The following is a 25,491-nucleotide window of genomic DNA, read 5'->3' as shown; positions in this document are numbered from 1 at the left end:
ATTTGTTTTTTGATACTTTAAAGAATGTTCTCTTTTTTAATATCTAACAAACAATACATTTTTCATACAGAGCCTTATTTTTTTAAATTACTTAAATTTGACGCTAAATTTGAAAGCGACAAACTACCACCTGCCGCTAGCTCCACCTCCGCCAAAGCCTCCGCCTCCTCCACTAAAGCCGCCTCCGGAGCTTCTACCGCTTCCGCTAAATCCGCCACCGCCGTAACCGCCTCCAGAGCCGCCGCCATACAAGCCTCTGCCGCCGGTTTTCATATTTCGCATTAGGTACAAAAGTAGCACAAAAAGAACGAGCAAGACCCCGCCTCTAACAAGCAGATTCTCGATACCAAATGTCCCTGCGACTACGCCCGAGATAAAGCCAGATAGCGTCGCGCTAGCTCCGATTCGTAGAGCCGCCGTGCCAAAAATAGCCGAAGCAAATACCATCGCCATGCCCACTACTATCCCATAGGCTTCCACAGGCGTCTCATCTTGCTTTTCTATCTCCTCCTTAACCCTCTCATCCCCATCAAGCAATGCAATGATCTTTTGTATGCCTATGTTTATACCGTTTTGAATATCTCCTTTTTTAAACTCTGGGATTATGTAATAGTTTATGATACTGCTACTAAGAGCGTCCGTTAGAGTACCTTCTAGGCCGTATCCTACCTCTATGCGTACTTGTTTGTCGTTTGGAGCTACTACTAATACTACTCCGTTATCTTTACCTTTTTGTCCTATACCCCAACGTCTAGCTAGTTCTATGGAGTACTCTTCTATTTGAGCGTTACCTAGAGATTCTATAGTAGCTACTACGACTTGATTAGTAGTATTGTTTTCGTGAGTAGCTAGTAATGTTTCTAGTTCGTCTTTTGCGCTCTGGCTTAGTACTCTTGCCTGATCTACTACCCTGCCGGTTAAGGCAGGGAAATTTGAACTCTTTTCGTTTGAGGTTTGAGTAGTAGTTTGTTTTACGGTTTTGTTTTGTTCGGTAGCATTATCTGCTGCCGATAAATTTATAGCCGTAAGTCCTAAAAGCGTAAAAACGCAAAATAAAGTAGATAAAATGCGTTTCATTTTTGTACCTTGGTTGGGTTATTTGGCGAAAGACACGTCCGGTGCGCTTTGTTCGGCTTCGCTTGCTTCAAACGTCACGCGCGGTTTGAGCTCTGGATAAAAAATCGCAGCTATAAACTTATCTGGTATCTTGCGAAGGGCGATGTTATAGTCCTTGACCGCTGCGATATAGTCCTTTCTAGCGACTGCGATGCGATTTTCCGTACCTTCAAGCTGACTTTGAAGAGAGAGGAAATTTTGATCGGCTTTTAGCTGAGGATAGTTCTCGGTGATAGCCATTAGCCTAGATAGCGCGCCACCTAGAGTTTTTTGAGCGTTTTCAAACTCTTTTAGCTTAGCAGGATCGTCTATCGAGCTAACGTCGATCGTCATCTGAGAAGCCTTGCTTCTAGCTTCCGTTACTTCCTTAAATACGCCTTCCTCGTGGCTAGCGTAGCCTTGAACTGTTTTTACCAAATTTGGGATAAGATCGGCGCGGCGTTTGTATTGGTTTTGCACCTGAGCCCATTTCTCTTTGACCGTCTCGTCGAGTACCGGAAAGGCGTTAATATACTTCATGGCGATACCGCCGATGATACCTAGGACGACTAGAAAAATAACTAAATTTTTCATGGCTGCTCCTTTAAAAGATTTTCTATCTCCATTATACATCTAAATACATTTGAAAGTAATAATTTTTAAATAAATTTTACATTGTTTTAAACACATACCTAAAAATTTTCCTAAAAATAAAAATTTAAAGCAAAAAAGTAATATGCTAAATTTGCATATTACTTAAATAATTCTTAAAGAAATATACTAATTTTAAAACTAAATTTATATTTGCCGTTGTATAATAATCTCATAAATTTCAGTAATACCAGAAAGGAGCAAAAATGGAAGAGATAGTAAAAACTACCTGTCCATATTGCGGTACGGGCTGTGGCATCGATCTTATCGTGCGAAACGGTAGGATCGTAGATGCCAAACCCAGCAAAGATCACCACGTAAACGACGGCGAGCTTTGCTTAAAAGGAATGTTCGGTTGGGAGTTCGTAAACTCTCCTAAACGCTTAAGCCGTCCGATGATGAGAAAGTTAAACGGCGTCTACGACAAGCACGGCGAGCTTGAAGAAGTAAGTTTTGAGGAGGTTTATGATTTCCTCGCGGATAAATTTAAATCCACCGTCGCAAAATACGGTCCAAGCTCGATCATGGGCTTTAGCTCGGCGCGCTCAAATAACGAAGACAACTACGTTTTCCAGAAATTTTTCCGCGCCCAGGGCAGCAACAACGTCGATCACTGCGCCCGTCTTTGACACGCTCCTACAGTGGCAGGTCTTGCCAGCACGCTAGGAAACGGAACGATGACGAACGATTTGGTCGAATTTGCGACCGACACGGACGTATTTTTACTCATCGGTACCAACACGAGCGAATGCCATCCAATCATCGCTATGCAGATGCAGCGCGGACTTCAGCGCGGCGCAAAGATGATCGTCGTAGATCCAAAGCGCACCGATATGGCCAAAAAAGCCGATATCCATCTACAAATCCCGATCGGCGCGAATATCAAAACGCTAAATACGATGATGAACGTTATAATCGCCGAAAATTTACAAGATACCGAGTTTATCGAGAAATACTCCGAGGGATTTGAATATCTAAAAGAGGCGGTTAAGGACTTTACGCCTGAGCGTTTCGAGCGCGAAACCGGTATAAAAAAAGAGCTCATCATAGAGGCGGCTAGAATGTATGCTAAAGCAGGCACGGCGGCGATTTGCTACACGATGGGCATCACGCAGTTTAGCGACGGCACGTCAAACGTCTTTTCGCTATCAAATTTAGCCGTTTTAACCGGAAATTTGGGCAAAAAAGGCGCTGGCGTAAATCCTCTGCGCGGTCAAAACAACGTCCAAGGCGCATGTGACATGGGTGCACTGCCTAACGTCATCCCGGCCGGCGCGGTAAATAGCCCTTACGCACAGGAGCAAGCACGCAAAGTATGGCACTTTGAGCTAAATCCGGTTCCAGGCTTTAAGCTAACGCAAGCGCCGGATAAAATGGATAGCGGCGAGCTAAAAGTACTCTACGTCTACGGCGAAAACCCCGTAATGAGCGACCCTTGGACCGAGCACTTCGTCCACGCCGTGCACCATCTAGACTGCTTTATCGTACAGGATCTTTTCTTTACCGAGAGTGCGCATAAGGCCGACGTGGTACTACCTGCCGCAGGTTGGGGCGAAAAGGACGGAACGTTTATCAACACTTCTCGCCGCGTCCAACGTACGCGCAAAGCTAGCGAGCCGGTTAGCGGTGTAGAGCCCGACTGGAAAGTCGTTTGCAACATCGCAAATCGCATGGGACTAGAGGGTTTTGACTTTGCTAGCCCTGAACAAATTTGGAATGAGATAAGAGAACTTATGCCTAAATTTTTCGGCGGTATCAGCTACTATAGACTAGGTAGGTTAGGCGGCATCAGCTGGCCGTGCCCCGACGAGGAGTATCCTGGTACGCCCGTGCTTTACGCAGATCACAAGTCCATGCTGCCTGGCGGTAAATTCCGCTTCGCGCCGGTACTTTACGTAAATAATAAAGAAGATCGCGCAAAAGCTGAGGCTGAATTTAGAGCCAAAATGAATATCCCAGAAGGATATCCAGTGGGTACAGGCGCGCTTAGCGAGGTACCGGACGAGGTATATCCGTGCCTATTTACGACAGGACGAAAGGTATACCACTATCACACTGGCTCTATGACGAGAGAGTGTCCGGCTCTTGAATACGGTGCCGGCGTTGAAGGTGCGCTCATAGAGGTGAGCCCTGATATCGCTCGCGAGAGGGAGCTAGAAGACGGTTGCTACGCGCTCGTGCAAAATAAACGCGGCCAAATCGCGGCCAAACTGCGCATAAATCCGGATCTGAGAGAAGGAACGATATTTACGACCTTCCACTATAGCGAGGCCGACGGCAACGAGCTAGCAAACGCGGGCGATCCAGATCCGCTCTCAGGCATAACGCCGCTAAAGATGACTATAGCAAATATCAGACGTCTAAGCGAGACGGAGTTTATTAAATTTAGAGAGCAAAACGAGATGTCGATGCACTCGGCAAATCCGTACTTGTCGCCTGTAAGGGCTTAAATTTAGGGTGGGAGACCGCCCTTTTTCTACTTAAATTTTATCTACTTTTTTATTTCAAATTTACACGTACCACAAATTTAACACTCAAATTTAATAAACCGTTCGCGCAAAATTTGATTAAATTTAAAAAGCCGAAGTTGGATAAATTTGATGAAGTTTTAAAACCGAGTCGAGTAGAATTTAAATTTGAGTCAAATTTGACGCAGCCAAACCGCGTCAAATTTGATGAGATTAATCGCCCCGCTAAAGTGCGGAGCGAAAATTTAGAAACTGTATTTTAGCCTGTCGCCCGCATAATAAGCAAGCTTCCAGGTCGGAGTTTGTTTTAGGTCTTTAAATCCGTAGCCGCGAGCCTTGACCCTATCGCCGTAGATTTTTTCTATCATTGCGGATTCTCCTACTAGCAGCGCCTTTGTCGAGCACATTGCGGCACAAACCGGCACTTTGCCTTCGGAAATTCTATCCTGGCCGTACTCTTCGCGCTCGGCTTCGCTATTTGTCGGTAGCGGACCGCCTGCGCACATCGTGCACTTATCCATCGAACCTTTGGCGCCAAACACTCCCTCGCGCGGAAACTGAGGCGCGCCGAACGGACACGCGTATAGGCAGTATCCGCAGCCGATGCAGATATCTTTGTCGTGTAGCACTACGCCGTCGGCTCTGATATAAAAGCAATCGACCGGGCAAACCAGCGAGCACGGAGCGTCCTCGCAGTGCATGCAAGCTATCGAGGTCGATATTTCCTCGCCGGGCACACCCTCGTTTAGCGTGATGACGCGGCGGCGGCGGATACCAAGAGGCAGCTCGTGAGCCTCGTCGCAAGCCACCGCGCAACCGTTACAGTCGATGCACCTGTCGTCGTCGCAGTAAAATTTAAGTCTATTGTTATCGTTAAATTCGCTCATTTTACGCCTTTTCTATGCGGCATAGACCGCCTTTTGTTTCTGGGATTTGAGTGACTATATCGTAGCCGTAGTTGGTGACGGTATTTGCATTCTCGCCTACCGCATAAGGCCTCGTGCCCTCAGGGAAATTACCCGTCATATCGACGCCCTGCATGTATCCGGCGAAGTGAAACGGCAAGAAAATCATATCAGGCTTGACAGACGGTACGATTCTGGCGCGTACTTTGATTTTCGTGCCTTCCGGCGAATGAATCCATACGAAATCCCAGTGTTTAATGCCGTGTTTAGCCGCAAGCTCAGGGTGGATATCGGCAAACATCTCAGGCGTGATACGCGATAGATACATACTAGCGCGCGTCTCCATACCCGCGCCGCTAAAGTTTACGAGACGAGCCGTGACTAGATTTATCGGGAATTCTTTTGAGAAGTCCTTACTTAGCTGCAAGCTCTTATACTTCGTAAATACGCGGTAGTGGTTTGGCTTATCCTCAAAGCTCGGATACTTCTGCGCAAGATCTTGGCGCTGCGAGTGGATAGGCTCTCTGTGCTGCGGTATCTGATCGACGAATGTCCAAACTACCGCTCTAGCTCTTGCGTTGCCGTACGGAACGATGCCCTTTTCCATGCATTTTTCGGCGATTATGTTGCTAGCGTCGGTTGCCCACGTCGCTCCCATTTTCTCGCGCTCTTCATCTGTTAGCGTGATGCCCAGTATCTTTTCGATGTTATCTTTTTTGATCTCCGGATATCCGCCGCTTTGAGCGCCGCCTACAGGCGCGCTACCATCGCCAGCTAGCTGATTTATGCCGTTATGCTCTAGGCCGAAGCGGTTTCTAAAGCCCATACCGCCTTGCATTACCGGTTTATTTATATCGTATAAATTTGGACTACCAGGGTGCTTTTCCGTCCAGCAAGGCCACGGCAAGCCGTAGTATTCGCCCGCTACCTCGGTGCCCTCTTTGCCCATTAGCGTTTTTTCGTCAAATTTATCCCAGTTAGCCTGATGGCGTTTTAGGCGCTCCGGCGTCCAGCCCGTTAAACCGATACTTTTTACTATGCTAGCGATCTCACGAGTAGCTGCTTCAGGCCACTCGATCTTGCCTTTAGCGTCTCTGATCGTGCGAGTTAGCTCGTCGTAAAAGCCTATTCTCTTTGCAAGCTCAAATAAAATTTCGTGATCGGGCATACTCTCAAACAAAGGCTCTACGACCTGGCTTCTCCACTGGCCGCTGCGGTTTGTGGCTACGACCGTGCCACTACCCTCAAACTGAGTCGCCGCAGGTAGTAGATATACGTCGTCTTTTTTATTTGTTATAACGCCAGCGTCGTTTACAAAAGGATCAAGCAATACCAAAAGCTCAAGCCCGTCAAGACCCTCTTGCACTTTTACTTGTTGCGCGGTCGAGGTGATGCCGTTACCGATGACGATTAGGGCTTTTAGGCTATCGCCTGCGTTTTCAACCGGGTCATTGCCGTTTTTGCCGTCGAGTACGCCCGCCCACCAGCGAGCTAGGGTAAATCCCGGCTTAAACATCCATTCAGGTTTTACGAAATTTCCTTGTAGCCACTCGTAGTCTACTTTCCACATTTTAGCGAAGTATTTCCACGTGGCTTCGTTTTTAGCGTAGTAACCAGGCAAGCTATCGGGCGCATTTGCCATATCGCTAGCGCCTTGGACGTTGTCGTGACCGCGAAGGATGTTGCAGCCGCCACCTGATACACCCATATTTCCTAGTATTAGTTGAAGGATCGGAGCGATACGAGTGTTTGAGCTGCCTATGGTGTGCTGAGTTAGACCCATCGCCCAAACAACTGATCCTGGGCGGTTTTTAGCAAAAACTTCAGTTATCTCTTTTAGCGTCGCAGCCGGTACTCCAGTTACGTCTTCTACCACTTCAGGCGTCCATTTTGCAGCCTCTTTGCGGATCTCATCGATACCGTACGTGCGGTCTTCTATAAATTTCTTATCTTCCCAGCCGTTTTCAAAGATGAGATTCATCATACCGTACATGAAAGGTATGTCCGTACCTGGGCGAATTTGAGCGAAATAATCAGCCTTAGCCGCAGTTCTCGTGTATCTTGGATCGACCACGATCAGCTTCGCGCCGTTATTTTCTTTCGCTTTTAGAAAATGTCTGAATCCTACCGGGTGGTTTACAGCCGGATTTGCGCCGATTATAAAGATAGACTTCGCGTTTTGGATATCTCCAAGGTGATTAGTCATAGCTCCATAACCCCACGTATTCGCCACACCGGCGACTGTTGCGCTATGTCAAATTCTAGCTTGGTGATCTAGGTTGTTTGTCCCAAACATCGCAGAGAATTTACTGATGTAGTAGCTCTGCTCGTTGCTATCTTTTGCTGAACCCAGAAACATAACTTGCTCCGGGTTTTTCTCACGGTAAGCTTTTAGTTTTGCGCCGATCTCGTCAAGCGCGTCTTTGTAGCTGATGCGTTTCCATTTGCCGCCGACTTTTTTCATCGGATATTTTACACGGCAGTGAGAGCGCACCATATCGATGACGTCGCTGCCCTTACAGCAGTGACCGCCAGCGCTTACCGGGTGATCTTGGGCCACCTCTTGGCGTACCCAAACGCCGTTTTCTACCTCGGCTAGCACTCCGCATCCAACAGAGCAAACCGAGCAAACGGTTTTTACGATTTTAGAGTTTGGAAACGGATTTGCCATCTCTTCTTTGGTCGCGCTTCTAGTTACGCCGCTAGCAGCCAGTCCGCTCATGCTGCCCGCAACGCCCGCTAGCGCGGCCATTTTTAAAAACGATCTTCGCCCGACTGCGTTTGAGTTGGGTATAAGACGCAAATTTGCCTCAGACATATTCATCCTTTCTTAAATTTTATTTATTTCGCTTGTTCGTAGTATAGATCCCAGTTTTTGCTTCTTTTGTATAGCACCTCGGTCTTTTTGCTTTTACCGTATTTTAGGTTTGACGCCGCTGCCGTCGCTACTCCGGCCGTAGCCGCTACCGCGCCGACTAGCCCCGCCTTTTTTAAAAATTCTCGCCTATTTTTTTGCATTTTCTTCCTCCATAGCTTTTATCTTTCTCACTCGGTTTTTTTGTCTTCTTATGGCTTCGGATCTTGAAACTCCGTCCAAAGTCTTTTTGTTTTCGCCGTGATTTATAGGACGCGGCGCGCTCAAAACTACGCGCTCAAACTCGATAAATCCTTGCAGTAGCACCGCGACGTCCTTGTAAATTTCGCTACTTTCGTGATTAAAAAGACTCTCTATAAACTCATCGATGTTTGGGTTTATGATCTCTTTAAAAAGCTGTTCCTCAAGCTCGCCGTATAGCTCCAGCTCGCCCTCGCGCGCTATAAATTCGCTCATTAGCGCAAACACGAAGCCTACGTTGTCTTCACTTTCTTTAAATTTAGCCTCATCTCGCCTAAGGTCGGTGCGGGCTAAGATTTTACGCACTTTCGCGCAGGCATGCCCGACCTCGTAGCCCTCGTCGTAGTAGGACAGCGAGTTTCTAAGCGGGCTTGGCGGAGCGTGGAAAATTTCATCGAATTCATCCGCTAAATTTTGCGGATTTTTCTCGTCGAATTTTGCCTGTATATGCATTATCGCAGCGGCTGATTCTTCGTTTAGAGCATGAGCTGCGGCAAGTCCTAGCATCGCGCTTAGGCCGGTAAATCTATCGCCACTTAGACTAAAAACGAAAAAACGCGAAAATAGCGAGTAGTAAAGCCCGCGTCCCGCCGCAAATTCGCCCTTGCTAGTCATCGCCTTCCTTTATCATTTTTGTCTATTTTTTGAGATTTTTCTCGATTGTGAAACTATACTACTTTTTGGCTTATTTCTTATACTTAAAAAAAAATAAATTAAAAAAATTAATATACGCTTAAATATGCCTTAATTGCATATTACTTGTAGCGAATTTTAGGGGATAAAAGAAATATGAAATTTACGCATATATATGGCATTTACGCTTCATTTTGATATTTACTTTTAACTCGGCTATTTTAACGGGCATTAAACAAGCCTAAATTTAAAATTAGGAGCGAAATTTGCAAAATTTGAGGCTCATTCAAGCCCCAAAAACGCTCCTTCGTCAAATTTAAAATAAATATTTTCGCCGATATTAAAATTTTGCGAATTAGGTGCCAGCGTTTTAATCAAAAAGTCGCCAATTTTGATTTTTACCAAAAGCTCTTTGCCAAGATAGAGCGAAACTGAGTGCAAGATACCGCTCAAGCACCCATCAATCGGCGTTTTACTTAGCGTTATTTTGCCGGGATTTACGGCGATCTTTGTGGCGCTACGCAAATTTGACGGCAAATTTATGATAGCGTTTTCGTCAAATTTCAAAACCCCGTCCCGAGCGTCGAATATATTTTTGTATTCAAATTCGCACACGCGCCCCTTGTGCAAAAAGACGTTTTCTTCGGCGATCGCGGTTAGCCATTTATCGTCGTGACTAGCGATCACAAAGCCGCAGCCGTATCTTTGCCACATGTAAAGCACCGCCTTGCCGAAAAGCTTTGACGTGCCCGCGTCCACGCTATTTGTCGGCTCGTCGAGTAGATATAGCCGCGATCTAAGCGCCAAATTTAGCGCAAAGCTAACGCGCTGCGTCTGCCCCGAGCTTAGCTCAAAGTGGCGCTTGTTTAAAAAACTCTCGTCAAGCCCGACCAAATTTAACGCCTCGCTCGCTCGCTCGTCAAATTCCCCTAGCACTCCGCGGCTTTTTAAAACGGCTTTAAAATTTTCCCTCACGGGGCGTTTTAAAAGCGCGGGCTCGGGCAACAAAACGCTAACGTCGCGCAGTAAATTTAAGCTAGGCGCGCTGCTTCCCCACAGCCGCACCTCGCCGCTAGTGGGCTTTTGTAAAAACGAAATCACACGCATCAGTGTACTTTTACCACTGCCGTTGCTACCAGTTAACGCGGTGATTTTAGTGACATCGATATCAAGGTGCGGGATGTTTAAAATCTCGCTCGCGCCGTAGTTTAGGCGTAAATTTCTAACGTTTATCACTTTGCGCCTTTCTTGTTAAATTTAAACAAAAGGCTCAAATTTGGCGCGCACAGCCCGCTTTTTACGAGCGTAAATTTTTTAAATTTATCAAATTTCATCGATTAAGCCTTTTTAGCGCGTGTATCGCCAAATTTACCGCAAATGCGATAAAGATAAGCACCAAAGCTAGCGCTATACCCATCGCAAACTCACCCTTGTTCGTCTCTAGCGATACTGCAGTCGTGATCGTGCGAGTAAAATATTTGATATTTCCGCCGATCATCATCGCGACACCGACCTCAGCCACGATACGCCCGTACGCCGTCGCTACGACCACCATCAGAGCATACCTCAGCTCGTAAAGCACGCAGCCCACTAGCCTAGGCGCGCTCAGGCGTAAATTTAGTATCGTTAGATAGTGCTTTTTGTCCATATTTTCCACGACGCTAGCGCTTAGCGAGATGATGATAGGCAGCGCCAACACGAACTGTCCCAGCATCACGGCCTTTAGCGTAAAAAGCAGCCCAAACTCGCCAAACGGCCCGTTTCGCGTGATAAATGCATACAAAATAAGCCCGATCGCAACGGTGGGCATCGCAAGCGCCGTATCGCTGAGCAGACGCAAAACCCTGCGTCCTTTAAAATCATAAAATCCCAGCGTAAATCCTAGCGGAAAACCGACTAAAATCGCAAAAAATATCGAAACGCTCGAAGTGTAAAGCGTCGCCCTGATCGCCGAATACGTCTCCTCGTCGCCGCTAAAAAGCAGCCTAAAGGCCTCCAAAAATCCGTTTAGTAGAAAGTCCAAATATTCTTTCCTTGCATATTTCTTAAGTGTTAATTTAATGTGCTATAATAGCATACTTTTTAAAAAAGGAGAAACAATGAAAAAAGTAATACTAGGCTCGCTAATCGCGAGCGTTTTGGCGTTTGCGGGCGATAGCGAACTCATCATGGCAACTACGACTAGCACCGATAACACGGGGCTACTAGACGCGATCTATCCTGCGTATAAGGCAAAAACCGGCGTCGATATCAAATGGACTGCCGTAGGCACTGGAGCGGCTTTAAAACTAGGCGAAAACTGCGATGCGGACATACTTTTCGTTCACTCACCAAAAGTTGAGAAAGAATTTGTAGAAAAAGGTTTTGGCTTAAAAAGAAATGCCGTAATGTACAATGACTTCGTCGTTATCGCTGATAAATCAATTGCTGATAAATTTAAAGGCAAAGATATAAAACAAAGCTTTGAACTTATCAAAAAAGATGGTATCAAATTCTTCTCACGTGGCGATAAATCAGGCACAGACAATAAAGAAAAAGGCATCTGGAAAAAGATCGCTGGTGAAGTCCCTGAAAAAGACGGCTGGTATATGCAAACAGGTCAAGGCATGCTAGCTACGATAAATGCTGCTGCTGAGCAAAAAGGCGTTACATTTACTGACCGTGGTACTTACATTAAATATGAAGCAAACCAAAAAGGTCATCCTGAGATGGTCATCATCAACGAGGGCGACAACGATCTTAAAAACTTCTACTCTCTAATCGCAGTAAATCCAAAACACTGCCCTAAAACTGACATCGAAAATGCAGAGAAATTTATAAAATGGGCTACAAGCGAAGAGGGTCAGAAATTTATAGGTGACTTCAAACTTCTTGACAAGCCACTTTTCACACCAGACGCAAATACGCGCAAAAACTAATTTTTACGCGCGTTTAGGTCAAATTTGACTCTACTCGCGTAAATTCGGGCGCGCTTTGCGCCCTTTTTCTTTCTTAAATTTACTCTTTTTATTTTTTGAATTTAATCAAATTTGAGCGCCCAGACCCGTATCTTTACGGCGTAAATTTTCAAATTTGACCGCGTATTTTTGATTTACTCAAATTTGACCTTTTCGCGAGTCAAATTTAACCCGCTCAAATTTAAATTTTCCCGCCAAACATCTCATACATCGCCTTCTCCTCGCCCCAGAGCTCGCGGTGCTTTTTGATGCAGGATTTTATCGCGCCAACTAAATAGCGCACGTCTTGCTCGGTGTGCGTATAGTGCAGGCTCACGCGCACGAAGCCGGGCTTACTTTCTGGCATGCGCCCCTCCTTGATACCCAGCAGATCGTGAGCGTACGGCCCCGCGCACATCACGCCCGCGCGCGTCTGGATACCAAAGTCGTTGCTAAGGCTCGCGGCGAAATCATACGCCGATACGCCGCGCACGTTAAATGAGATTATCGGCAGTCGCGGCGCGCCCTTTGGAGCGTAGTTTATGACCTCATCTATGCCCGCTAGCTCGCTCTCAAAAAGCTGCGCTAGCTCGTCTTCGGCGCTTTTTATCCTCTCAAAACCGACTTCGTTTCGCAGCGCGTAGGCCAAATTTGCCCGTATAAGGCCGATGATAGGCGGCGTACCGCCCTCCTCTAGCTGCTCGGGATTTTTCAAAAATACGTGTCCTTCGCGGTTAGCATAAGCGACCGTCCCGCCCGCGGCAAATGTCGGTACGTCGCTGTTAAGCAACTCTTTTTTGATCGCCAAAAGCCCACAGCTTGCAGGTCCGCCGAGTAGCTTATGAGGTGAGAGAAAAATCGCGTCGAAATGGTCGCAGTCTAAATTTGCGTGCGAGCTCAGCGCCGCGCAGTCAAAGGCGACGATACCGCCTGCGGCTCTGATTAGCTCGCTGATCTTTTTATAGTCGCTAATGATGCCCGTGACGTTTGAGGCGGCGCTAAACGAGCCGATGATGCGGCGTCCCGCATTTAGCTTTAGGATGCGCTCAAGTGCGAGCAGATCGATCTCGCCAGATTCGCTAAGAGGCACGCGCAGGTAGTCGCAAAGCCCCTCGCGAAAGCTAAGCTCGTTTGAGTGGTGTTCGTAGGGCGAAACGAGCACGAGCGGAAGCTGTGCGGCGCGTAAATTTGCCTCGCCGATCGCGCTTCTGGTCGCAGGCGGCAAGTAGATGCCAAGCAGCTCCTGAAATTTCTTGATCGCAGCCGTCGCGCCCTGTCCGCAGGCGATGAGATAAAACCGCTCGTCAAGCCCCAGCAGCTTTTTTAGGCTCTCGCGCGCGCCCTCGTAGCGACGCTGCGTGATGATCGCGCTAGAGCTACTATCGGAGTGGGTGTTGGCGTAGGTTTTTAAAATTTCGCCTATCTCGCGCTCTACGAGCTCATAAGCAAGCCCCGAAGCCGCGAAATCAAAATAATGCACGCCAGGTTTTAGGATGATATTTTTTCTTATTTCGTCTAAATTTGCCATTTTTTACTCTTTAAATTTGATGCGGTAATTATAGTAAATTTTCGCAAATTTGGGGCTTTTGCGGTGGAAATGATTTAGTAAATTTGGAGGTTAAATTTGAGCAAGCTAAATTTAACCGCAAAGCGGCAAATTTAACTTGATAAAGCACAGAAGCGCGAGCCACAGAGGCTCACGACCATTTTATTATTTGTTTATAAAATTTTTCTCTAGCCACTCGATAGCTTTTGCTTCGGTTTCGAAGCGTCCGCTTTTAGCGACTTGGTTTTGCCCCTCGTAAAAGCGAATCCTGATACCGTCTTGGACGCTATCTACCTTTACTCTGGTGATCTTATCTTTGTTTAGATAGACCCTATCGTTTAGTTTTACGTACATTTTTTCTCCCTTAAATTGATGTGGTTTTATTTCTTTTTATCGTTTGTCTCGTCTTTTTTCTCGCCGTCTTTTTTCAAAAACAGCTCCTTAAAGCGCTTATCCGCAAAATCCTCGATGTCGTTTTGAAGCTGTCTATAGGCGTTTATGAGCTCATGCGCGCGCTCGTTTAGCGTCGTGCCGGCGTTTTCTCCGCCGCCTTGCTTAGTGGTAAAGAGCTCCTCTTTTAGATTTTTTTGCAAAATTTGCAGATGAGTCCAGCATTTTTTATAGTTCATGCCTAGAATTTCGGCGGCCTTTGAGATCGAGCCAACCTCTGCGATGACGTCTAGGACTTCTGTTTTACCCTTGCCGAAGATAAGCTCGCCCTCGTCGTTTTCTATCCAGGTTTTGGTTTTTACTCTCATCTTTTTTCCTTTCTTCTCCTTAAAACACCCCAACTGGCAGTATTTTACGTCGATTTTATAGTCTTTTAGCGTCGAGCGGATCGTCTTTAGCCCCACGCCCGCAGCCGCGTCTCTAGCGTCTTTGCACAGGATTCTGTTCTTTTCGTCGGTCATCTGCTTTAGCTGCGTCATCACGGTGTATTTGCCGCGTCCGTTTTCCAGCCCGCCAAACTGCCCTAGCTCGCAGTTGTCGATCTTTACACCCATTTTTTCGGCCTCGTCGCTAACCAGCCCGACCTCTACGCCTAGCTTTGCAGCGATCTTAAACGCCGCGCCGCAGTCTAGCCTGCCCTTTGGATTTAGCAGTTTTGCGATCAGTTCGCGGATTTGCTCACTCATAGATTCTCTCCGCGCCGCTATACACGTTTATGTTTTCGCCGCGAGCAAAGCCGCATAGCGTGAGGTTAAATTTACGCGCTATCACGACGCCAAGGCTAGTCGGAGCCGTGCGCGAGACGAGCACGGGGATGCCGTGCATGACGGCTTTTGCGACCATCTCGGAGCTCAGCCTCCCGCTCACCATCAAAAACGAATTTTGCAGCTGCGCACCTGCTAGTACCGCTTTGCCGACGGCTTTATCTATGGTGTTGTGCTGGGCGATATCCTCGCCGATGTAAAACTGTTCGCCGCTAACAAAAAGCTTAGCCGTGTGCACGCAGCCAGTCATCTCGTAGAGCTCGCACTGCGTGTAAAACTGCCCCATCTGGCGCAAAATTTCGTCTTTGTGAAATTTAACCTCGCCCTTTATCGAGCGTGCCGCCATAGCCCCTGGATCGATATTTGCCGTAGAGCTACGCCCGCAGCCACTGATTATCACCTTTTCCTCGTCAAACTGCTCGAGGCGTTTTTCGTTGATTTTAGCCTTTACCCGCACGCTTAAAGCGTCGTCTGAGAGCTCGATACTCTCGATATCCTCGGGGCTCGCGATCAAATTTTCGCTGATTAGATAGCCCGCAGCCAGAGCCTCCTGATCGGTCGGAGTTGCCATCAGTGCGCCAAAACGCTTGCCGTTTATGTAGATCTCAAGCTTGATCTCGCGCACCAAAATATCATCCACGGCGCTTTTTTGCGCACCTTTAAATTTGATGATTTGCGTCGTAAAAATAGGTTGCATGATTTTCCTTAATTTTTGCAAAATGATAGCTTGAAAATCTAAATTTAAGATTTGATTGTAGTGAATTATTGCTTAAATCAAGCAAAAACTTAAACTATTTTTAGTACGATTTTATCGGTATCTGATGATGATTTATATATGCAAATTTAGCATATATCTTAAATACAAAATTTCCGTAATCGCCGCAAAAAGCTTCACTACTAGTTTAGTCTAAATTTGACTTTTTCATTCCGCCCCTTTTCAAATTTAACCCAAAAAATGTTTGTCCCGAATTCCAAATTACGAAATTAAATTTTTCTACTTCATTTATCAAAATACCTAAAATTCCGATAATCGTTAATGTAGAATATTTTAGTGACAAAGTTAGAATTTTGCATATTTGTTTTTTAAGTTTTATGAAAGTTTAAGTTGTTAATATTCGCTCGTATTTTAATACGAAATCAAATTTAATCACAAAAGAGCTAAAAGCGGCGCTCGCGGCGTTATAGGCGCGCTAGCCGGTATAGGGCTTAGGCTTAGCGGAAACGACGGCAAGATCAGAGGCAAATTTGATCGGAGCGCTAAAGTCGGTATTTTTGGATTTTAAGGCGACTTTGCTCGTCAAAAAAGAATCGGACGGCGGCTTTAGAAATTTAAGCGTAAAAGAGCTTCGGGTGTTTTGATGCGTGCAAATTTTAGTGAAAAAGGCAAGTTTAAATTTGGCAAATTTGACTATGAAAAAGCGCGAGAAACCGCCCAAAACTGCGCCAAATTTAAGCTCGATAACGACGAGGAAGAGATGGCGTGCGGCGGCGAGATTAGCTGCTACGACTGAGCTTTTAGGCGCTGGAGCGCGGAGAGTTTCACCTGCGCGATTTTTCCAAAAACTTAACCGCTCAGCAAAATCATATTTCTTACGCTTTTTTAGAAAACTCAGGTTGCAAAAATATTTTACGGCATAGCCTTCTCTAAAATCTCCTTGCGTTTTTGCCAATCAGGCATGTAAAGGCTCAAATAATCATAAAATTCCTTTGAGTGATCTGGATAGTGCAAGTGAGCTAGCTCGTGAAATACGACATACTCGATGCACACCTTTGGCTTTTTGATAAGCTCTATGTTTAAATTTATATATGATTTATATGGATTGCAGCTTCCCCATCTTGTTTTCATCTGCCTTATTTTTACGCTTTTGATATCTTGCTTTACTATCTTGTTAAACTCTTGCAAGATGTTAAAAAAATATATCATCGCCTTTTCATGATACCACTCATAAATCAAATTTTCTCTTCGCTTTAGGTCGCTTTTATCTTTTACAAATAGCTCTAGATAACCCCTTTGAAGCTTTACGCGCTCCTCCTTAGACTGCACCACTTTTAGCCTATAACTTCGCCCAAGATATCTAAAATCCTCACCGCTTACGTACTCTTTTTGCGGCGTCTTAAACGAAGCAAAAAACGCACGTTTTTGCGCTATCCACTGGGCTCTTTTTTGCATGATAAATTTTATATGCTCATCGCTTACCGAATTTGGCGCGGTCAGTATCGCTTCGCCGCTAGGTCTAACTTTTAAAGTGATATTTTTTACATCTTTTTTGATGATTTTTACGTCACTTTGCATAAAAACTTATCCCTATGCCACGGATAGTTTGATAAATTTTCTCTTTATCATCGATAGATACGCCGTATTCGTCCTCGACATCCCAAAGAGCGTCTTCCATCTGGCTTGTTATCTCGTTTTCTACCTCTTTATTTTTGTACCATTCCGGTTTTTTAGAGGCTTTTTCATAAATTTCATAAAATTTCATACTCAAATTTTTAGCGACCGCCTCTATATCCTCAAGCTCCACATCGCCTAAAATATCAAGCAAATTATCATAAATGGCAAACAAAATTTCCTTGCCGTTAAATTCTTTTGGATATCTATCTTCATTTGGCTTTAAAGCTCCGGTTATTAGGCCTTTTAGCTGTTTTGCTTTGGCAAGTTTTTCCTCTTCGCTCAGTCTTTTTGCCTTATACTCGTCGATGATATCTTGTATCTGCTTGGCTATTGATTTATAAAACGCCGGATTTGACTCCATTTTCTCTTTTACCACTGCACTTACGGCGCTGATTATCGTATCAGCTTTTGCATTTTTACCTTCGACTCTTTGCACCTCGTCATCAAATTCCGTCTCAAAGATATTTACAAGCCTGGTGAGCTCATTGACCTCTTTTGCGCTCACATAAGTATCAAGTAGCTTTTGCATCTGAGCTTCGTATTTGCCAAAGTCGCAACTCTCGTGATACCTTAGCTGCACCGCCTTTCTTAGCTCGTTATAAAATTTAACCTTTTGTTTATAGGCTTTTATCTCCTCTTCGCTTAAGATATCGCAAATTTTCTCACTACAAAGCGCTAGTTTAAACGCCCTAGCAAACTGCGACAGCCACTCTTTAAAGTCGTCTCGTTTTTGCACGTCTTCTAAAACCGCCACATAGCTTTCTAAGTCGTCTTTAAATTTGACGCCACTAAAAAGCCCGTCTAAATGAGTATAGTAGGTCTTAGCCTTTACGATCTCACTTCTTACGTCTATCACGGCTCCGCTTAGATCCTCCGGGTCAAAGCCGCTTAGCGACGCATAGCTAGTAAGCGCCTCATCAAGTTCGCCCAAAAGCCCTCTATAATCAATAATGTAGCCATAATCTTTTCCGTCATAAAGCCTATTTACTCTAGCTATGGCTTGGAGCAGATTATGCTCTTTTAGCTGTTTATCTATATAAAGCGTGCTTGCTCTTGGCGCGTCAAATCCCGTTAAAAGCTTATCAACGACGATAAGCAGATCTATCTCGTCGCCGTAAATAAATTCGTTTTTGACATGCTTTAGGTACGCCTCCTCACCGCCGTAGTCTTTTATCGTCTCTTGCCACGCCTTTGCGACGTACTCTTTGTGCCCGCCCTCAAGCTCCTCGTGCTCGTTGCTTGATATCACGTAAGCAGTTTTTATTTCTCCAAATTCTTCAAAAATTTGATGATATTTTATGGCGTCATATTTTCTTTGCGTTGCAAGCATCGCCTTAAATCCGCCATTTGCCATCTTTAAACTCTTTTTAAAATGCTCATTTATATCAACGGCTATGAGCTCTAGCCTTTGCTCGCTCGAAGCCACACGCTCAAACCTCGCCCACTTTTGTTGCAAGTCCCTTTTAGCCTGATCACTTAGCTCTTTTGATATGAGATCAAATTTCCTAGTTAGCCCATCAGCATCAAGCACCTCTTGACCCACATATCGCCCCTCGTAAAGTAGCGGTAAAACGGCTCCGTCTTTGACGGCGTCATCTATCGTATATCTATGAATTTCTCCGCCAAATTTAGCAAAGCTATTTTTCTCGCGCTTTAAAAGCGGCGTGCCTGTAAAGCCTATATAACAAGCAAGCGGCAAAGCCTTTTTCATCGCCTTATGCAGATCTCCGCCTTGCGTGCGGTGGCTCTCATCTACTAACACAAATATATCGCTATCTCGTATCACTACCTTTTGGTTTTGCACCTTTTCAAATTTATGCACGAGCGTAGTTATCACGCTAACGCCGCTTTGTAGCTTTTCTATCAGATCGCTTCCGCTACTTGCTCGTCCTGCTTTTATATCCGTGTTTTTAAAAGTTTCGTGTATCTGCTCATCTAGGTCTATCCTGTCGGTTACGACGATAACTTTTGAGTTTGAATAAATTTGTTTTAAAAGCTTTGTTAGCATTACCATAGTAAGCGACTTGCCACTTCCTTGTGTGTGCCAGATGAGTCCGCCCACTCTTGCGCCCTCTTTTTTCGCCGATACTCGCTTTAGCGTCTCTTCTATCGCAAAAAACTGCTGATATCTGCAAACCTTTTTCACCCTTTTATCAAACAGTATATAGTGCCTAATTAGCCTTAATAGCCTATCTTTAGATAGTAGCGCAAAAAGCGTAGTATCAAGCGCACTTATTTTTCTATCTTCTATCACGTCCTCTAGGCTTTCATTTACGCTATCTTGCTCTTTCCACACGCTATAAAATTTAAACGGCGTGCCCGTTGTGCCGTATCTTGCCTCACTGCCGTTTGCTGCGATAGTTAGCTGGATGTATTTAAAAAGATGCGCTATTTCCTCTTTGCCCTGCTCTTTTTGTAGCTGTTTTATGCCGTTTTCAAGGCTCACGCTTGATTTTTTAAGCTCTATTACGACTATTGGTATGCCGTTTATAAAAAGCACGAGATCTGGCCTTCTGTGCTTTTGTATCTCGCCTTGATTTGCCCTGCTTACTTCAAACTCCTCCGTTACATAAAAGTCGTTGTTTTGCAAATTTTCAAAGTCTATAAATTTAAAAGAAAAGCTTCTTCTTGTGCCGTCCTCTAAATTTTCCTCTAAGCTAGTGCCAAGCAAGAGCAAATTAGTGATCTTTTCATTTGCGATCATTAGCCCTTCGTTTAGTGAAACTCCCGCTAACTCATCGACCGCTTTTAAAATACTGCTTTGGCTAAATTTATATCGCTTGCCCTTATACTCGTAGCCGTTTATCTCGTAAAGCTTTTGGGTTAAAATTTCCCTAAACAAAACCTCGCTAGATTTAGAGCCACGAAGCCTTAAATTTTCTTCCCTGCTTATAAATTTATAGCCCAAATTTCGTAGTAAATTTATGCTGTTTTGCTGGATCTTATTTTCTGAAGTATCTGGGGTCATTTGGTATCCTTTAAGTTATTTTTCACAAGAATTTCGATAGTATCTCCACATTGGATTGCAGATTGGCGATCGGCGAAAGCTCTTAGGGATTTTCCTAAGGGCTTTTGTTTTTTATGGGTAAATTTTATATCCATATCCATTATAAACTCCATTGCTACTTCTAAATTTTTGCTTCAATATTTCAAATGCTCTATTTTCTTGATCTGGCTTTATGACATTTAGTCCTATCGGTCTTGCTACTAAATCAGCTAGTTGAAGTCCTGCAGAATTACTAAGTTTATTTGCCATAACTATTTCAAAGTTCATTTTGATACTCCTATAATTATATCCGTCACAAATTCTTCTAAACTCAAGCTCCAAGCTTTCATCTTCCCTTTTTCCTCTTTGCTCCACCACTATATGCGTTATATTATTTGCTTCGTTTTTATCTCTTAGAAAAAAATATGTTCTTTCCATGCAAAATTTAAGAGCTAGATCGTAAGGGCTACCAACTCCGCTTCCGAGTTTTTCTTTATTTATAACGGCTGAAATAAGAGTAAATTCGGCATTTTCTATAATATTTGTTAGCTCAGATATAAAACTATCTTTTTTATCTTTAGAGTTTAGTATTTTAAATTCCCCCTTATCTCGTCTTATCTCATTTTCATGCAATACAACCATATCGTGTCCAAAATGCTTAAATTTAAATTCTTTAAGTTTAGGCACTATATCTATGCTATATTTATGTTTTTCAAATATACAAAAAGCCAAGACAAACACCGGATATTCTTTATTGATAGGGCTTAAGGAGTGATCTCCGCTCTCATCTACATATACGATATACTTGCCGTATTGGCTCATTTTACTCTTACCTTTGCGCTTAGTAGTTTTTGCATTAAGCCTTGTTTTTGTTTTTTCAAATTTTCTAGTTTTAAATTTAGTAAATTTATCTCGTCATCGCAAGCCGTTAAAACCTCTGCGATTTTTTGTTGCTCGTCTAAATTTGGAAGTTTTATTTTATGATATCTAATGTTACTTGTAATTTGAGGCTGTCCTGAGCCAGAGATTAGATATTGGAAATTTGTATTTGATAGTAAATAATAAATAAAAGTTTTTATAGCTTTAGTTGAATTGTCTAAATTTATAACCATAGCATTACCAGTTATCCATGATTTTGGTTTTGTAAAATTAACCGCACCGCATGTGTTTCCTCTGCAAGTTATAACAACTTGTTCAAATTCGTGATTATACCTACTATATTTTCCTATAATGCCATTGGCGCCATAAACGTCAAATCCACTATCTGTTAATTCACTTTGTGAAATTGTTTGCGGTTGATATATTTCAGAAACCTCTTCCAATTTCACAATTAGCCACTCGTCTTGAAACTCAGGGAAGCGGATTTTGGCTGTAAGTAAATTTTGCATAAGGGCTTTTTTAAACTGCTTTTTGCTTTCTATCAAATTTATAGTTAAATTTATAGCCTCATCCCAAGTAGATAAAATTTCCGCTATCTTTTCTTGCTCGTCTAATGGCGGAATTGAAATTTTTATACTTAAAAAATCACCATGATTTAAGTCTGGTATTGTTGAACTCCCAGCTCTTTTTAAAATTTCGTTTTGTATTTTTGGTCCAGTAAGCAAAAAAACAAAATACTCTTTTTTGATAAGTTGTCTATCATATGCAATTTTAAAAAAATTATTATGAAAAACACCAAAAACATTCGTGACAACCATGCCAGTATTACCAGTTCTTGTCATCAATATATCATCACAAAAACAAATGGTACCCTCTGGCGGATTTTCAATATAATACTTGACTTCTGATTTTTCTTTTAAAAACTCATTTGTTATATAAAAATATCTATTTTGTGCATTTTCACAAAATCTTTCCGATATAGGGATTTGCAATCCTTGTTTAACATTGCAAATTTCCCCAAGCCTCACGACCTTCCATCCGCTTGGTAAATTCTTAAATTCGCTCATAGCCCAAGCTCCGCAAGATACTCGCTCATCTTGCCTTGAACGCTTTTTAGCTCGGCTTCTAGGCGTGAAATCTCAGCCTTTGTAGCCTCGATATCGATAGGCTCTTCTTCTTCAAATGTATCGACATAGCGAGGGATGTTTAGGTTGTAGTCATTCTCTTTTATCTCACTAAGGCTTGCTACGTGGGAGTATTTTTCTATCTCGCTTCTGTTTTTATAGGTTGTGACTATCTTTTTGATATTTTGCTCGGTTAGCGAGTTTTGGTTTTTGCCTTTTTCAAATTCTTTGCTAGCGTCGATAAATAGTACGTCTTCGTTTGTGCGGTTTTTCTTAAAAACGAGTATGCAAGCAGGGATGCTCGTGCCGTAAAATAGATTTGCCGGTAGTCCGATGACGGCGTCTAGTAAATTTTCTTCGATTAGTTTTTGGCGGATCTTGCCCTCATTTGCCCCGCGAAATAGTACTCCATGCGGAAGCACGACGCCCATTTTGCCGTTGTTGTTTAGACTTTTTATCATATGCACGACAAATGCGTAGTCGCCCTTGCTCTTTGGCGGCAAAGCGTAGCTAGCAAATCTCATAAAAGGATCGTTCCCAGCAAAGTCAGCACCCCATTTATCGAGGCTAAAAGGGGGATTTGCCACGACTATGTCAAAGGTTTTGATAAGGTTATCTTGCAGATGAAGCGGGTTTCTGATCGTGTCGCCCCACTCGATCACGGCGTCATTTATCTCGTGCAAAAACATATTCATCTTGCAAAGTGCGTGAGTTTGTCCGTTTTTCTCTTGTCCGTAAAGGCGGAAATTTTTGCTACCGACCTCTTTTGAAGCCTTGATAAGAAGCGAGCCAGAGCCGCAAGTAGGATCATAGATCATATCGCCCTCTTTTGGCTCAACTAGCTTTGCAAGAAGCGTCGAAACCTCGCTTGGCGTATAAAACTCTCCGCCTTTTTTGCCAGCGTCACTTGCAAAGTGAGCTATAAGATACTCGTATGCGTCGCCTATTATGTCGTTGCCTTCAAGCATAGATGGGCGAAGATCTAGCCTAGTGTCGCTAAAGTCCTCGAGCAAATTTTGCAAGATAGCGTTTCTCTCTTTCGTGTCCCCAAGCTTGTTTTTGTTATTAAAGTCGATGCTTCTAAAGATGCCTTCAAGCTTATCTTTGTTGTCCTCTTCGATCTTTTCTAGCGTTTTGTTCATTATCTCGCCTAAATTTGCAGCCTCTTTGTGTGCTAAAAGATACTCAAAGGTGCAACTCTCATCAAGCTTAAATTTCTCTTTCTTTAGCTTTGCTTCGATCCTATCACTCTTATCGCCGTATTCGGCTTTAAGCAATTCAAGCTTTTCTTTATAAAAATCAGATAGATACTTAACAAAAAGCATCGTTAAGACATAGTCTTTATAATCGCTTCCGTCCATCGTGCCGCGAAATGTGTCGCAAGCCTTCCAAACGACGTTATTTATGGCATCTTGTGTGGTCTTTTGCATCTTAGTTCTCCTCTTTTATTAAATTTTCAAATATACTTTTGTGGTATTTTTGCTTTTGGGCTGCTAAATTTTGCAAAATTTCGCTCTCCTCGCGAGCTAAATTTAGGTATTTTACTATCTTGTTTTGGGTTTGCAAATTTATGGTTGGTATTTTTATGTTATTTATGCTTGCAACACCTATCATCGCTATTGTAGTGCCTGAAACATCTGGCGCAAGGACTCTTTTAACGGCGCTGCTATTTAGATAATGCGCCACGAAATGCGGATCAAATTTATCGCTTTTAATCCTTATGCGAACCATCAAAGACGTATAGACGAGGTCGCTATACTCCTTGTCTATATAAACGGCAAAATTCGGCTCTCTAAGCCGCAGCAAAACATCACCAAGGCTTACTTTATACTCCTCGTTGATTTGCTCGCTAGATATAAATTCATCTGCAAAAGCATCGTCGTAAATGGCATCTTCTGTAAACGACTTTAGCGAGACTATTTTATACGAGTGCTCGGACGGGCTATGCGCCTCAGCCTTTTTTCTGCTTAACACTAAGCCGGTTTTTATTTCGGCTATTTTGCTTAAATTTATCATTTTAGAGCCTTTTTGTGTATTATTTTTTAAATAATACTAGCCGAAGTATATCATGTAAAGTAAAAAATATCAAGAATTTTTAATACTATTGACAAGTAATACAATAGAAATAATATAGTGAGGTGAAATTTGTTTGATCGAATTTTGATTTGTAAAATATTTGATGGTGAAATAAATTGTTCTGAAATATTTTAGAATATTAAATAAAGATTGGAAAACTGCTGAAATTATTTTAAAATTTGGATTTTGAATGGATTTAATAGCAAAATGGCTCCGGATGCTGGATTCGAACCAGCGACCAATCGGTTAACAGCCGACTACTCTACCGCTGAGCTAATCCGGAACGTTTTAAAAGAAGTCGTATTATAGGCAAAAAAACTCCGTTTGTCAATAAATTTTAGCTTAAATTTTTTGGATATCAAAAAATTAGTAGAAAAAAGAGTAAATTTTACCGCAAAATCACGCAAGTCGGTAAAATTTAGTCCCCGCCGCATCTACTATTTTTATCTTTCCGTCCGCTAAAAGCTCATGCAAATTTTGTTTCGAGCTTTCAGAGAAGCTATTTGTTACATCGTTTTCGCTTTGCGGGCGGCGTTTTACTAGCTCAAGTAGCTCCTCTTTGCTAAGCTCAAATTTTTCATCGCCGTATTTTGCTGATGCTATGACGCACGGTACGTCGGAAATTTGCTGCGCAAGCTCATGCAAGAGCTCCTGGCTCACGCCCTTAACCGGATATGCGGGAGGGCGGTCGATGGTACTTATATCCACGCGGGCTGGTGAAATTTGATTTAGCGCCGCATTTAGCGCCTTAAATTCCACCTTCGTATCGTTTAGCCCCTTTACGACCAGGATTTCAAGCACTAGCTCGCCTTTGAATTCTCGCCTAAATTTAGCCATCGTGGCCACCAGCTCGCCAACATCGATATTATCGCCCGAGCGGTCGATCCTGGCAAAGGTCTTTTGCACCGCGCTATCAAGGCTAAATTTGACGATATCAAGCCCCTTTAGCGCCTCGCAAATTTTAGGATCAAGCACGCCCGAGCCGTTTGAGAGGATGAGAGTTTTGGCGGGACCTTTTATCAAATTTAGCTCGCTTACTAGCCGCGCCAGATCCGGGTAGAGCGTCGGTTCGCCATTCGCTGTAAGCGTGATGACGTCGATATGCGGATGCACGGCAAGTGCGGCCTTCACCTCGGCGATTACTTGCTCTACGCTAGGCGAATTTTCTATTTCCGCGACGGGTTTTGCCGCCGTGAGTTCACAGTAAACGCAGTCAAAGTTACAGCATTTTTGCGCTGGCGATAGATCGATACCCAGCGAAACGCCAAACCTGCGCGAGCTAACGGGACCAAATACGATTTGCATTGATTTTCCTAAATTTAAGATGCGCGATTATACTAAAAGCGAGGATAAATTTTATTAAAGCGGATAACAATAAAAGTATTTAAATTTGAGCCGATTTAGTAGCAAATACCAAAAAACACAAAAACTTTTAAAAAGGCATAAAGCAAAATTTGGAAATTTAGTTTCG

Annotated in this window: 22 protein-coding genes and 1 tRNA gene; 3 read left to right on the top strand and 20 right to left on the bottom strand. The window is 43.6% G+C overall.

The features are described from left to right. Positions 1-123: 123 nt before the first annotated feature. Together CSUNSWCD_RS09510 and CSUNSWCD_RS09505 are read right to left on the bottom strand one after the other, a co-directional pair. On the bottom strand, positions 124-1,077 hold the full coding sequence (locus CSUNSWCD_RS09510) for a TPM domain-containing protein (protein WP_009496307.1): 954 nt from the start codon (positions 1,075-1,077) through the stop codon (positions 124-126). Positions 1,078-1,095: 18 nt separating this feature from the next. Then, positions 1,096-1,689, bottom strand: a complete 594-nt coding sequence (locus tag CSUNSWCD_RS09505; protein WP_009496306.1) for a LemA family protein — start codon at positions 1,687-1,689, stop codon at positions 1,096-1,098. A gap of 263 nt (positions 1,690-1,952) precedes the next feature. On the opposite strand from CSUNSWCD_RS09505, the gene CSUNSWCD_RS09495 reads away from it, so the two are divergent. Beyond that, positions 1,953-4,196, top strand: a complete 2,244-nt coding sequence (locus tag CSUNSWCD_RS09495; RefSeq protein ID WP_244263924.1) for a molybdopterin oxidoreductase family protein — start codon at positions 1,953-1,955, stop codon at positions 4,194-4,196. A gap of 263 nt (positions 4,197-4,459) precedes the next feature. On the opposite strand, the gene fdh3B is transcribed toward CSUNSWCD_RS09495, so the two are convergent. The 6 genes from fdh3B to tupB form a co-directional block, all read right to left on the bottom strand. Then, positions 4,460-5,101, bottom strand: a complete 642-nt coding sequence (fdh3B, locus tag CSUNSWCD_RS09490; protein ID WP_009496302.1) for a formate dehydrogenase FDH3 subunit beta — start codon at positions 5,099-5,101, stop codon at positions 4,460-4,462. A gap of 1 nt (position 5,102) precedes the next feature. Then, positions 5,103-7,937 carry a formate dehydrogenase subunit alpha gene (locus tag CSUNSWCD_RS09485; protein ID WP_244263923.1) on the bottom strand — a complete coding sequence of 945 codons (2,835 nt, stop codon included), beginning with the start codon at positions 7,935-7,937 and terminating at the stop codon, positions 5,103-5,105. 23 nt (positions 7,938-7,960) lie between these two features. Beyond that, the gene (locus CSUNSWCD_RS09475; RefSeq protein WP_009496297.1) at positions 7,961-8,137 is read right to left on the bottom strand and encodes a twin-arginine translocation signal domain-containing protein; all 177 of its coding nucleotides are present in this window, start codon (positions 8,135-8,137) and stop codon (positions 7,961-7,963) included. After that, entirely contained in the window at positions 8,124-8,849 is a 726-nt protein-coding gene (locus CSUNSWCD_RS09470) for a TorD/DmsD family molecular chaperone (protein ID WP_009496295.1), read from the bottom strand. The genes CSUNSWCD_RS09475 and CSUNSWCD_RS09470 overlap by 14 nt, the downstream gene beginning before the upstream one ends. Positions 8,850-9,149: 300 nt before the next feature. After that, a complete protein-coding gene (gene tupC / locus CSUNSWCD_RS09465; RefSeq protein WP_009496293.1) occupies positions 9,150-10,103 on the bottom strand; it encodes a tungstate ABC transporter ATP-binding protein TupC in 954 nt (317 codons plus the stop codon). 94 nt (positions 10,104-10,197) lie between these two features. Then, positions 10,198-10,890 (bottom strand): tungstate ABC transporter permease TupB, encoded by a 693-nt coding sequence (gene tupB / locus CSUNSWCD_RS09460; protein WP_009496291.1) that lies wholly within the window; start codon positions 10,888-10,890, stop codon positions 10,198-10,200. A gap of 76 nt (positions 10,891-10,966) precedes the next feature. On the opposite strand from tupB, the gene tupA reads away from it, so the two are divergent. Further along, positions 10,967-11,785, top strand: a complete 819-nt coding sequence (tupA, locus tag CSUNSWCD_RS09455; RefSeq protein WP_009496289.1) for a tungstate ABC transporter substrate-binding protein TupA — start codon at positions 10,967-10,969, stop codon at positions 11,783-11,785. A 220-nt stretch (positions 11,786-12,005) separates the two neighbouring features. On the opposite strand, the gene CSUNSWCD_RS09450 is transcribed toward tupA, so the two are convergent. The 4 genes from CSUNSWCD_RS09450 to fdhD form a co-directional block, all read right to left on the bottom strand. Further along, on the bottom strand, positions 12,006-13,331 hold the full coding sequence (locus CSUNSWCD_RS09450) for an aminotransferase class V-fold PLP-dependent enzyme (protein ID WP_009496287.1): 1,326 nt from the start codon (positions 13,329-13,331) through the stop codon (positions 12,006-12,008). Positions 13,332-13,514: 183 nt separating this feature from the next. After that, positions 13,515-13,703 (bottom strand): hypothetical protein, encoded by a 189-nt coding sequence (locus CSUNSWCD_RS09445; RefSeq protein WP_004321084.1) that lies wholly within the window; start codon positions 13,701-13,703, stop codon positions 13,515-13,517. A gap of 26 nt (positions 13,704-13,729) precedes the next feature. Further along, entirely contained in the window at positions 13,730-14,485 is a 756-nt protein-coding gene (locus tag CSUNSWCD_RS09440) for a winged helix-turn-helix domain-containing protein (protein WP_009496277.1), read from the bottom strand. Further along, on the bottom strand, positions 14,478-15,260 hold the full coding sequence (gene fdhD / locus CSUNSWCD_RS09435; RefSeq protein WP_009496275.1) for a formate dehydrogenase accessory sulfurtransferase FdhD: 783 nt from the start codon (positions 15,258-15,260) through the stop codon (positions 14,478-14,480). Before fdhD ends, CSUNSWCD_RS09440 begins: the two co-directional genes overlap by 8 nt. 661 nt (positions 15,261-15,921) lie before the next feature. Between fdhD and CSUNSWCD_RS11200 the strand changes: the two genes are divergently transcribed. After that, on the top strand, positions 15,922-16,074 hold the full coding sequence (locus tag CSUNSWCD_RS11200) for a molybdopterin biosynthesis protein MoeB (RefSeq protein WP_100223853.1): 153 nt from the start codon (positions 15,922-15,924) through the stop codon (positions 16,072-16,074). Between the two features lie 116 nt (positions 16,075-16,190). Here CSUNSWCD_RS11200 and CSUNSWCD_RS09425 read toward each other — a convergent pair whose 3' ends face one another. From CSUNSWCD_RS09425 to CSUNSWCD_RS09385, 8 genes are all read right to left on the bottom strand, one after another. Then, positions 16,191-16,856, bottom strand: coding sequence for a M48 family metallopeptidase (locus CSUNSWCD_RS09425; RefSeq protein WP_009496270.1), 666 nt, complete (start codon positions 16,854-16,856; stop codon positions 16,191-16,193). After that, positions 16,846-19,923 carry a type I restriction endonuclease subunit R gene (locus CSUNSWCD_RS09420; protein WP_009496269.1) on the bottom strand — a complete coding sequence of 1,026 codons (3,078 nt, stop codon included), beginning with the start codon at positions 19,921-19,923 and terminating at the stop codon, positions 16,846-16,848. The genes CSUNSWCD_RS09425 and CSUNSWCD_RS09420 overlap by 11 nt, the downstream gene beginning before the upstream one ends. Before the next feature lie 111 nt (positions 19,924-20,034). Next, a complete protein-coding gene (locus CSUNSWCD_RS09415) occupies positions 20,035-20,763 on the bottom strand; it encodes a DUF3800 domain-containing protein (protein ID WP_009496268.1) in 729 nt (242 codons plus the stop codon). After that, entirely contained in the window at positions 20,760-21,887 is a 1,128-nt protein-coding gene (locus CSUNSWCD_RS11580) for a restriction endonuclease subunit S (RefSeq protein WP_009496267.1), read from the bottom strand. Before CSUNSWCD_RS11580 ends, CSUNSWCD_RS09415 begins: the two co-directional genes overlap by 4 nt. Next, entirely contained in the window at positions 21,884-23,374 is a 1,491-nt protein-coding gene (locus tag CSUNSWCD_RS09400; protein WP_009496266.1) for a type I restriction-modification system subunit M, read from the bottom strand. Before CSUNSWCD_RS09400 ends, CSUNSWCD_RS11580 begins: the two co-directional genes overlap by 4 nt. 1 nt (position 23,375) lies before the next feature. Next, positions 23,376-23,960 carry a restriction endonuclease subunit S gene (locus CSUNSWCD_RS09395; RefSeq protein ID WP_009496264.1) on the bottom strand — a complete coding sequence of 195 codons (585 nt, stop codon included), beginning with the start codon at positions 23,958-23,960 and terminating at the stop codon, positions 23,376-23,378. A 268-nt stretch (positions 23,961-24,228) separates the two neighbouring features. Beyond that, positions 24,229-24,303 (bottom strand) — tRNA-Asn (locus tag CSUNSWCD_RS09390). A 116-nt stretch (positions 24,304-24,419) separates the two neighbouring features. After that, complete coding sequence (locus CSUNSWCD_RS09385) at positions 24,420-25,325, bottom strand: radical SAM protein (RefSeq protein ID WP_009496262.1); 906 nt, start codon at positions 25,323-25,325, stop codon at positions 24,420-24,422. Positions 25,326-25,491 lie beyond the last annotated feature (166 nt).

It is taken from the genome of Campylobacter showae CSUNSWCD (assembly GCF_000313615.1).
GTDB lineage: Bacteria > Campylobacterota > Campylobacteria > Campylobacterales > Campylobacteraceae > Campylobacter_A > Campylobacter_A showae_A.
This window is presented reverse-complemented; position numbering and strand designations above follow the sequence as displayed.

Excerpts from the sequence above, each read along its gene's own strand:
- CSUNSWCD_RS09415 (WP_009496268.1), bottom strand. The coding sequence starts at position 20,763 with ATGAGCCAATACGGCAAGTATATCGTATATGTAGATGAGAGCGGAGAT.
- CSUNSWCD_RS09510 (WP_009496307.1), bottom strand. The coding sequence starts at position 1,077 with ATGAAACGCATTTTATCTACTTTATTTTGCGTTTTTACGCTTTTAGGA.
- CSUNSWCD_RS09450 (WP_009496287.1), bottom strand. The coding sequence starts at position 13,331 with ATGGCAAATTTAGACGAAATAAGAAAAAATATCATCCTAAAACCTGGC.
- CSUNSWCD_RS09385 (WP_009496262.1), bottom strand. The coding sequence starts at position 25,325 with ATGCAAATCGTATTTGGTCCCGTTAGCTCGCGCAGGTTTGGCGTTTCG.
- CSUNSWCD_RS11580 (WP_009496267.1), bottom strand. The coding sequence starts at position 21,887 with ATGAGCGAATTTAAGAATTTACCAAGCGGATGGAAGGTCGTGAGGCTT.
- CSUNSWCD_RS09445 (WP_004321084.1), bottom strand. The coding sequence starts at position 13,703 with ATGTACGTAAAACTAAACGATAGGGTCTATCTAAACAAAGATAAGATC.
- CSUNSWCD_RS09400 (WP_009496266.1), bottom strand. The coding sequence starts at position 23,374 with ATGCAAAAGACCACACAAGATGCCATAAATAACGTCGTTTGGAAGGCT.
- fdhD (WP_009496275.1), bottom strand. The coding sequence starts at position 15,260 with ATGCAACCTATTTTTACGACGCAAATCATCAAATTTAAAGGTGCGCAA.
- fdh3B (WP_009496302.1), bottom strand. The coding sequence starts at position 5,101 with ATGAGCGAATTTAACGATAACAATAGACTTAAATTTTACTGCGACGAC.
- CSUNSWCD_RS09440 (WP_009496277.1), bottom strand. The coding sequence starts at position 14,485 with ATGAGTGAGCAAATCCGCGAACTGATCGCAAAACTGCTAAATCCAAAG.
- CSUNSWCD_RS09475 (WP_009496297.1), bottom strand. The coding sequence starts at position 8,137 with ATGCAAAAAAATAGGCGAGAATTTTTAAAAAAGGCGGGGCTAGTCGGC.
- CSUNSWCD_RS09395 (WP_009496264.1), bottom strand. The coding sequence starts at position 23,960 with ATGATAAATTTAAGCAAAATAGCCGAAATAAAAACCGGCTTAGTGTTA.
- CSUNSWCD_RS09420 (WP_009496269.1), bottom strand. The coding sequence starts at position 19,923 with ATGACCCCAGATACTTCAGAAAATAAGATCCAGCAAAACAGCATAAAT.
- CSUNSWCD_RS09505 (WP_009496306.1), bottom strand. The coding sequence starts at position 1,689 with ATGAAAAATTTAGTTATTTTTCTAGTCGTCCTAGGTATCATCGGCGGT.
- tupA (WP_009496289.1), top strand. The coding sequence starts at position 10,967 with ATGAAAAAAGTAATACTAGGCTCGCTAATCGCGAGCGTTTTGGCGTTT.
- CSUNSWCD_RS09425 (WP_009496270.1), bottom strand. The coding sequence starts at position 16,856 with ATGCAAAGTGACGTAAAAATCATCAAAAAAGATGTAAAAAATATCACT.
- CSUNSWCD_RS11200 (WP_100223853.1), top strand. The coding sequence starts at position 15,922 with ATGCGTGCAAATTTTAGTGAAAAAGGCAAGTTTAAATTTGGCAAATTT.
- CSUNSWCD_RS09470 (WP_009496295.1), bottom strand. The coding sequence starts at position 8,849 with ATGACTAGCAAGGGCGAATTTGCGGCGGGACGCGGGCTTTACTACTCG.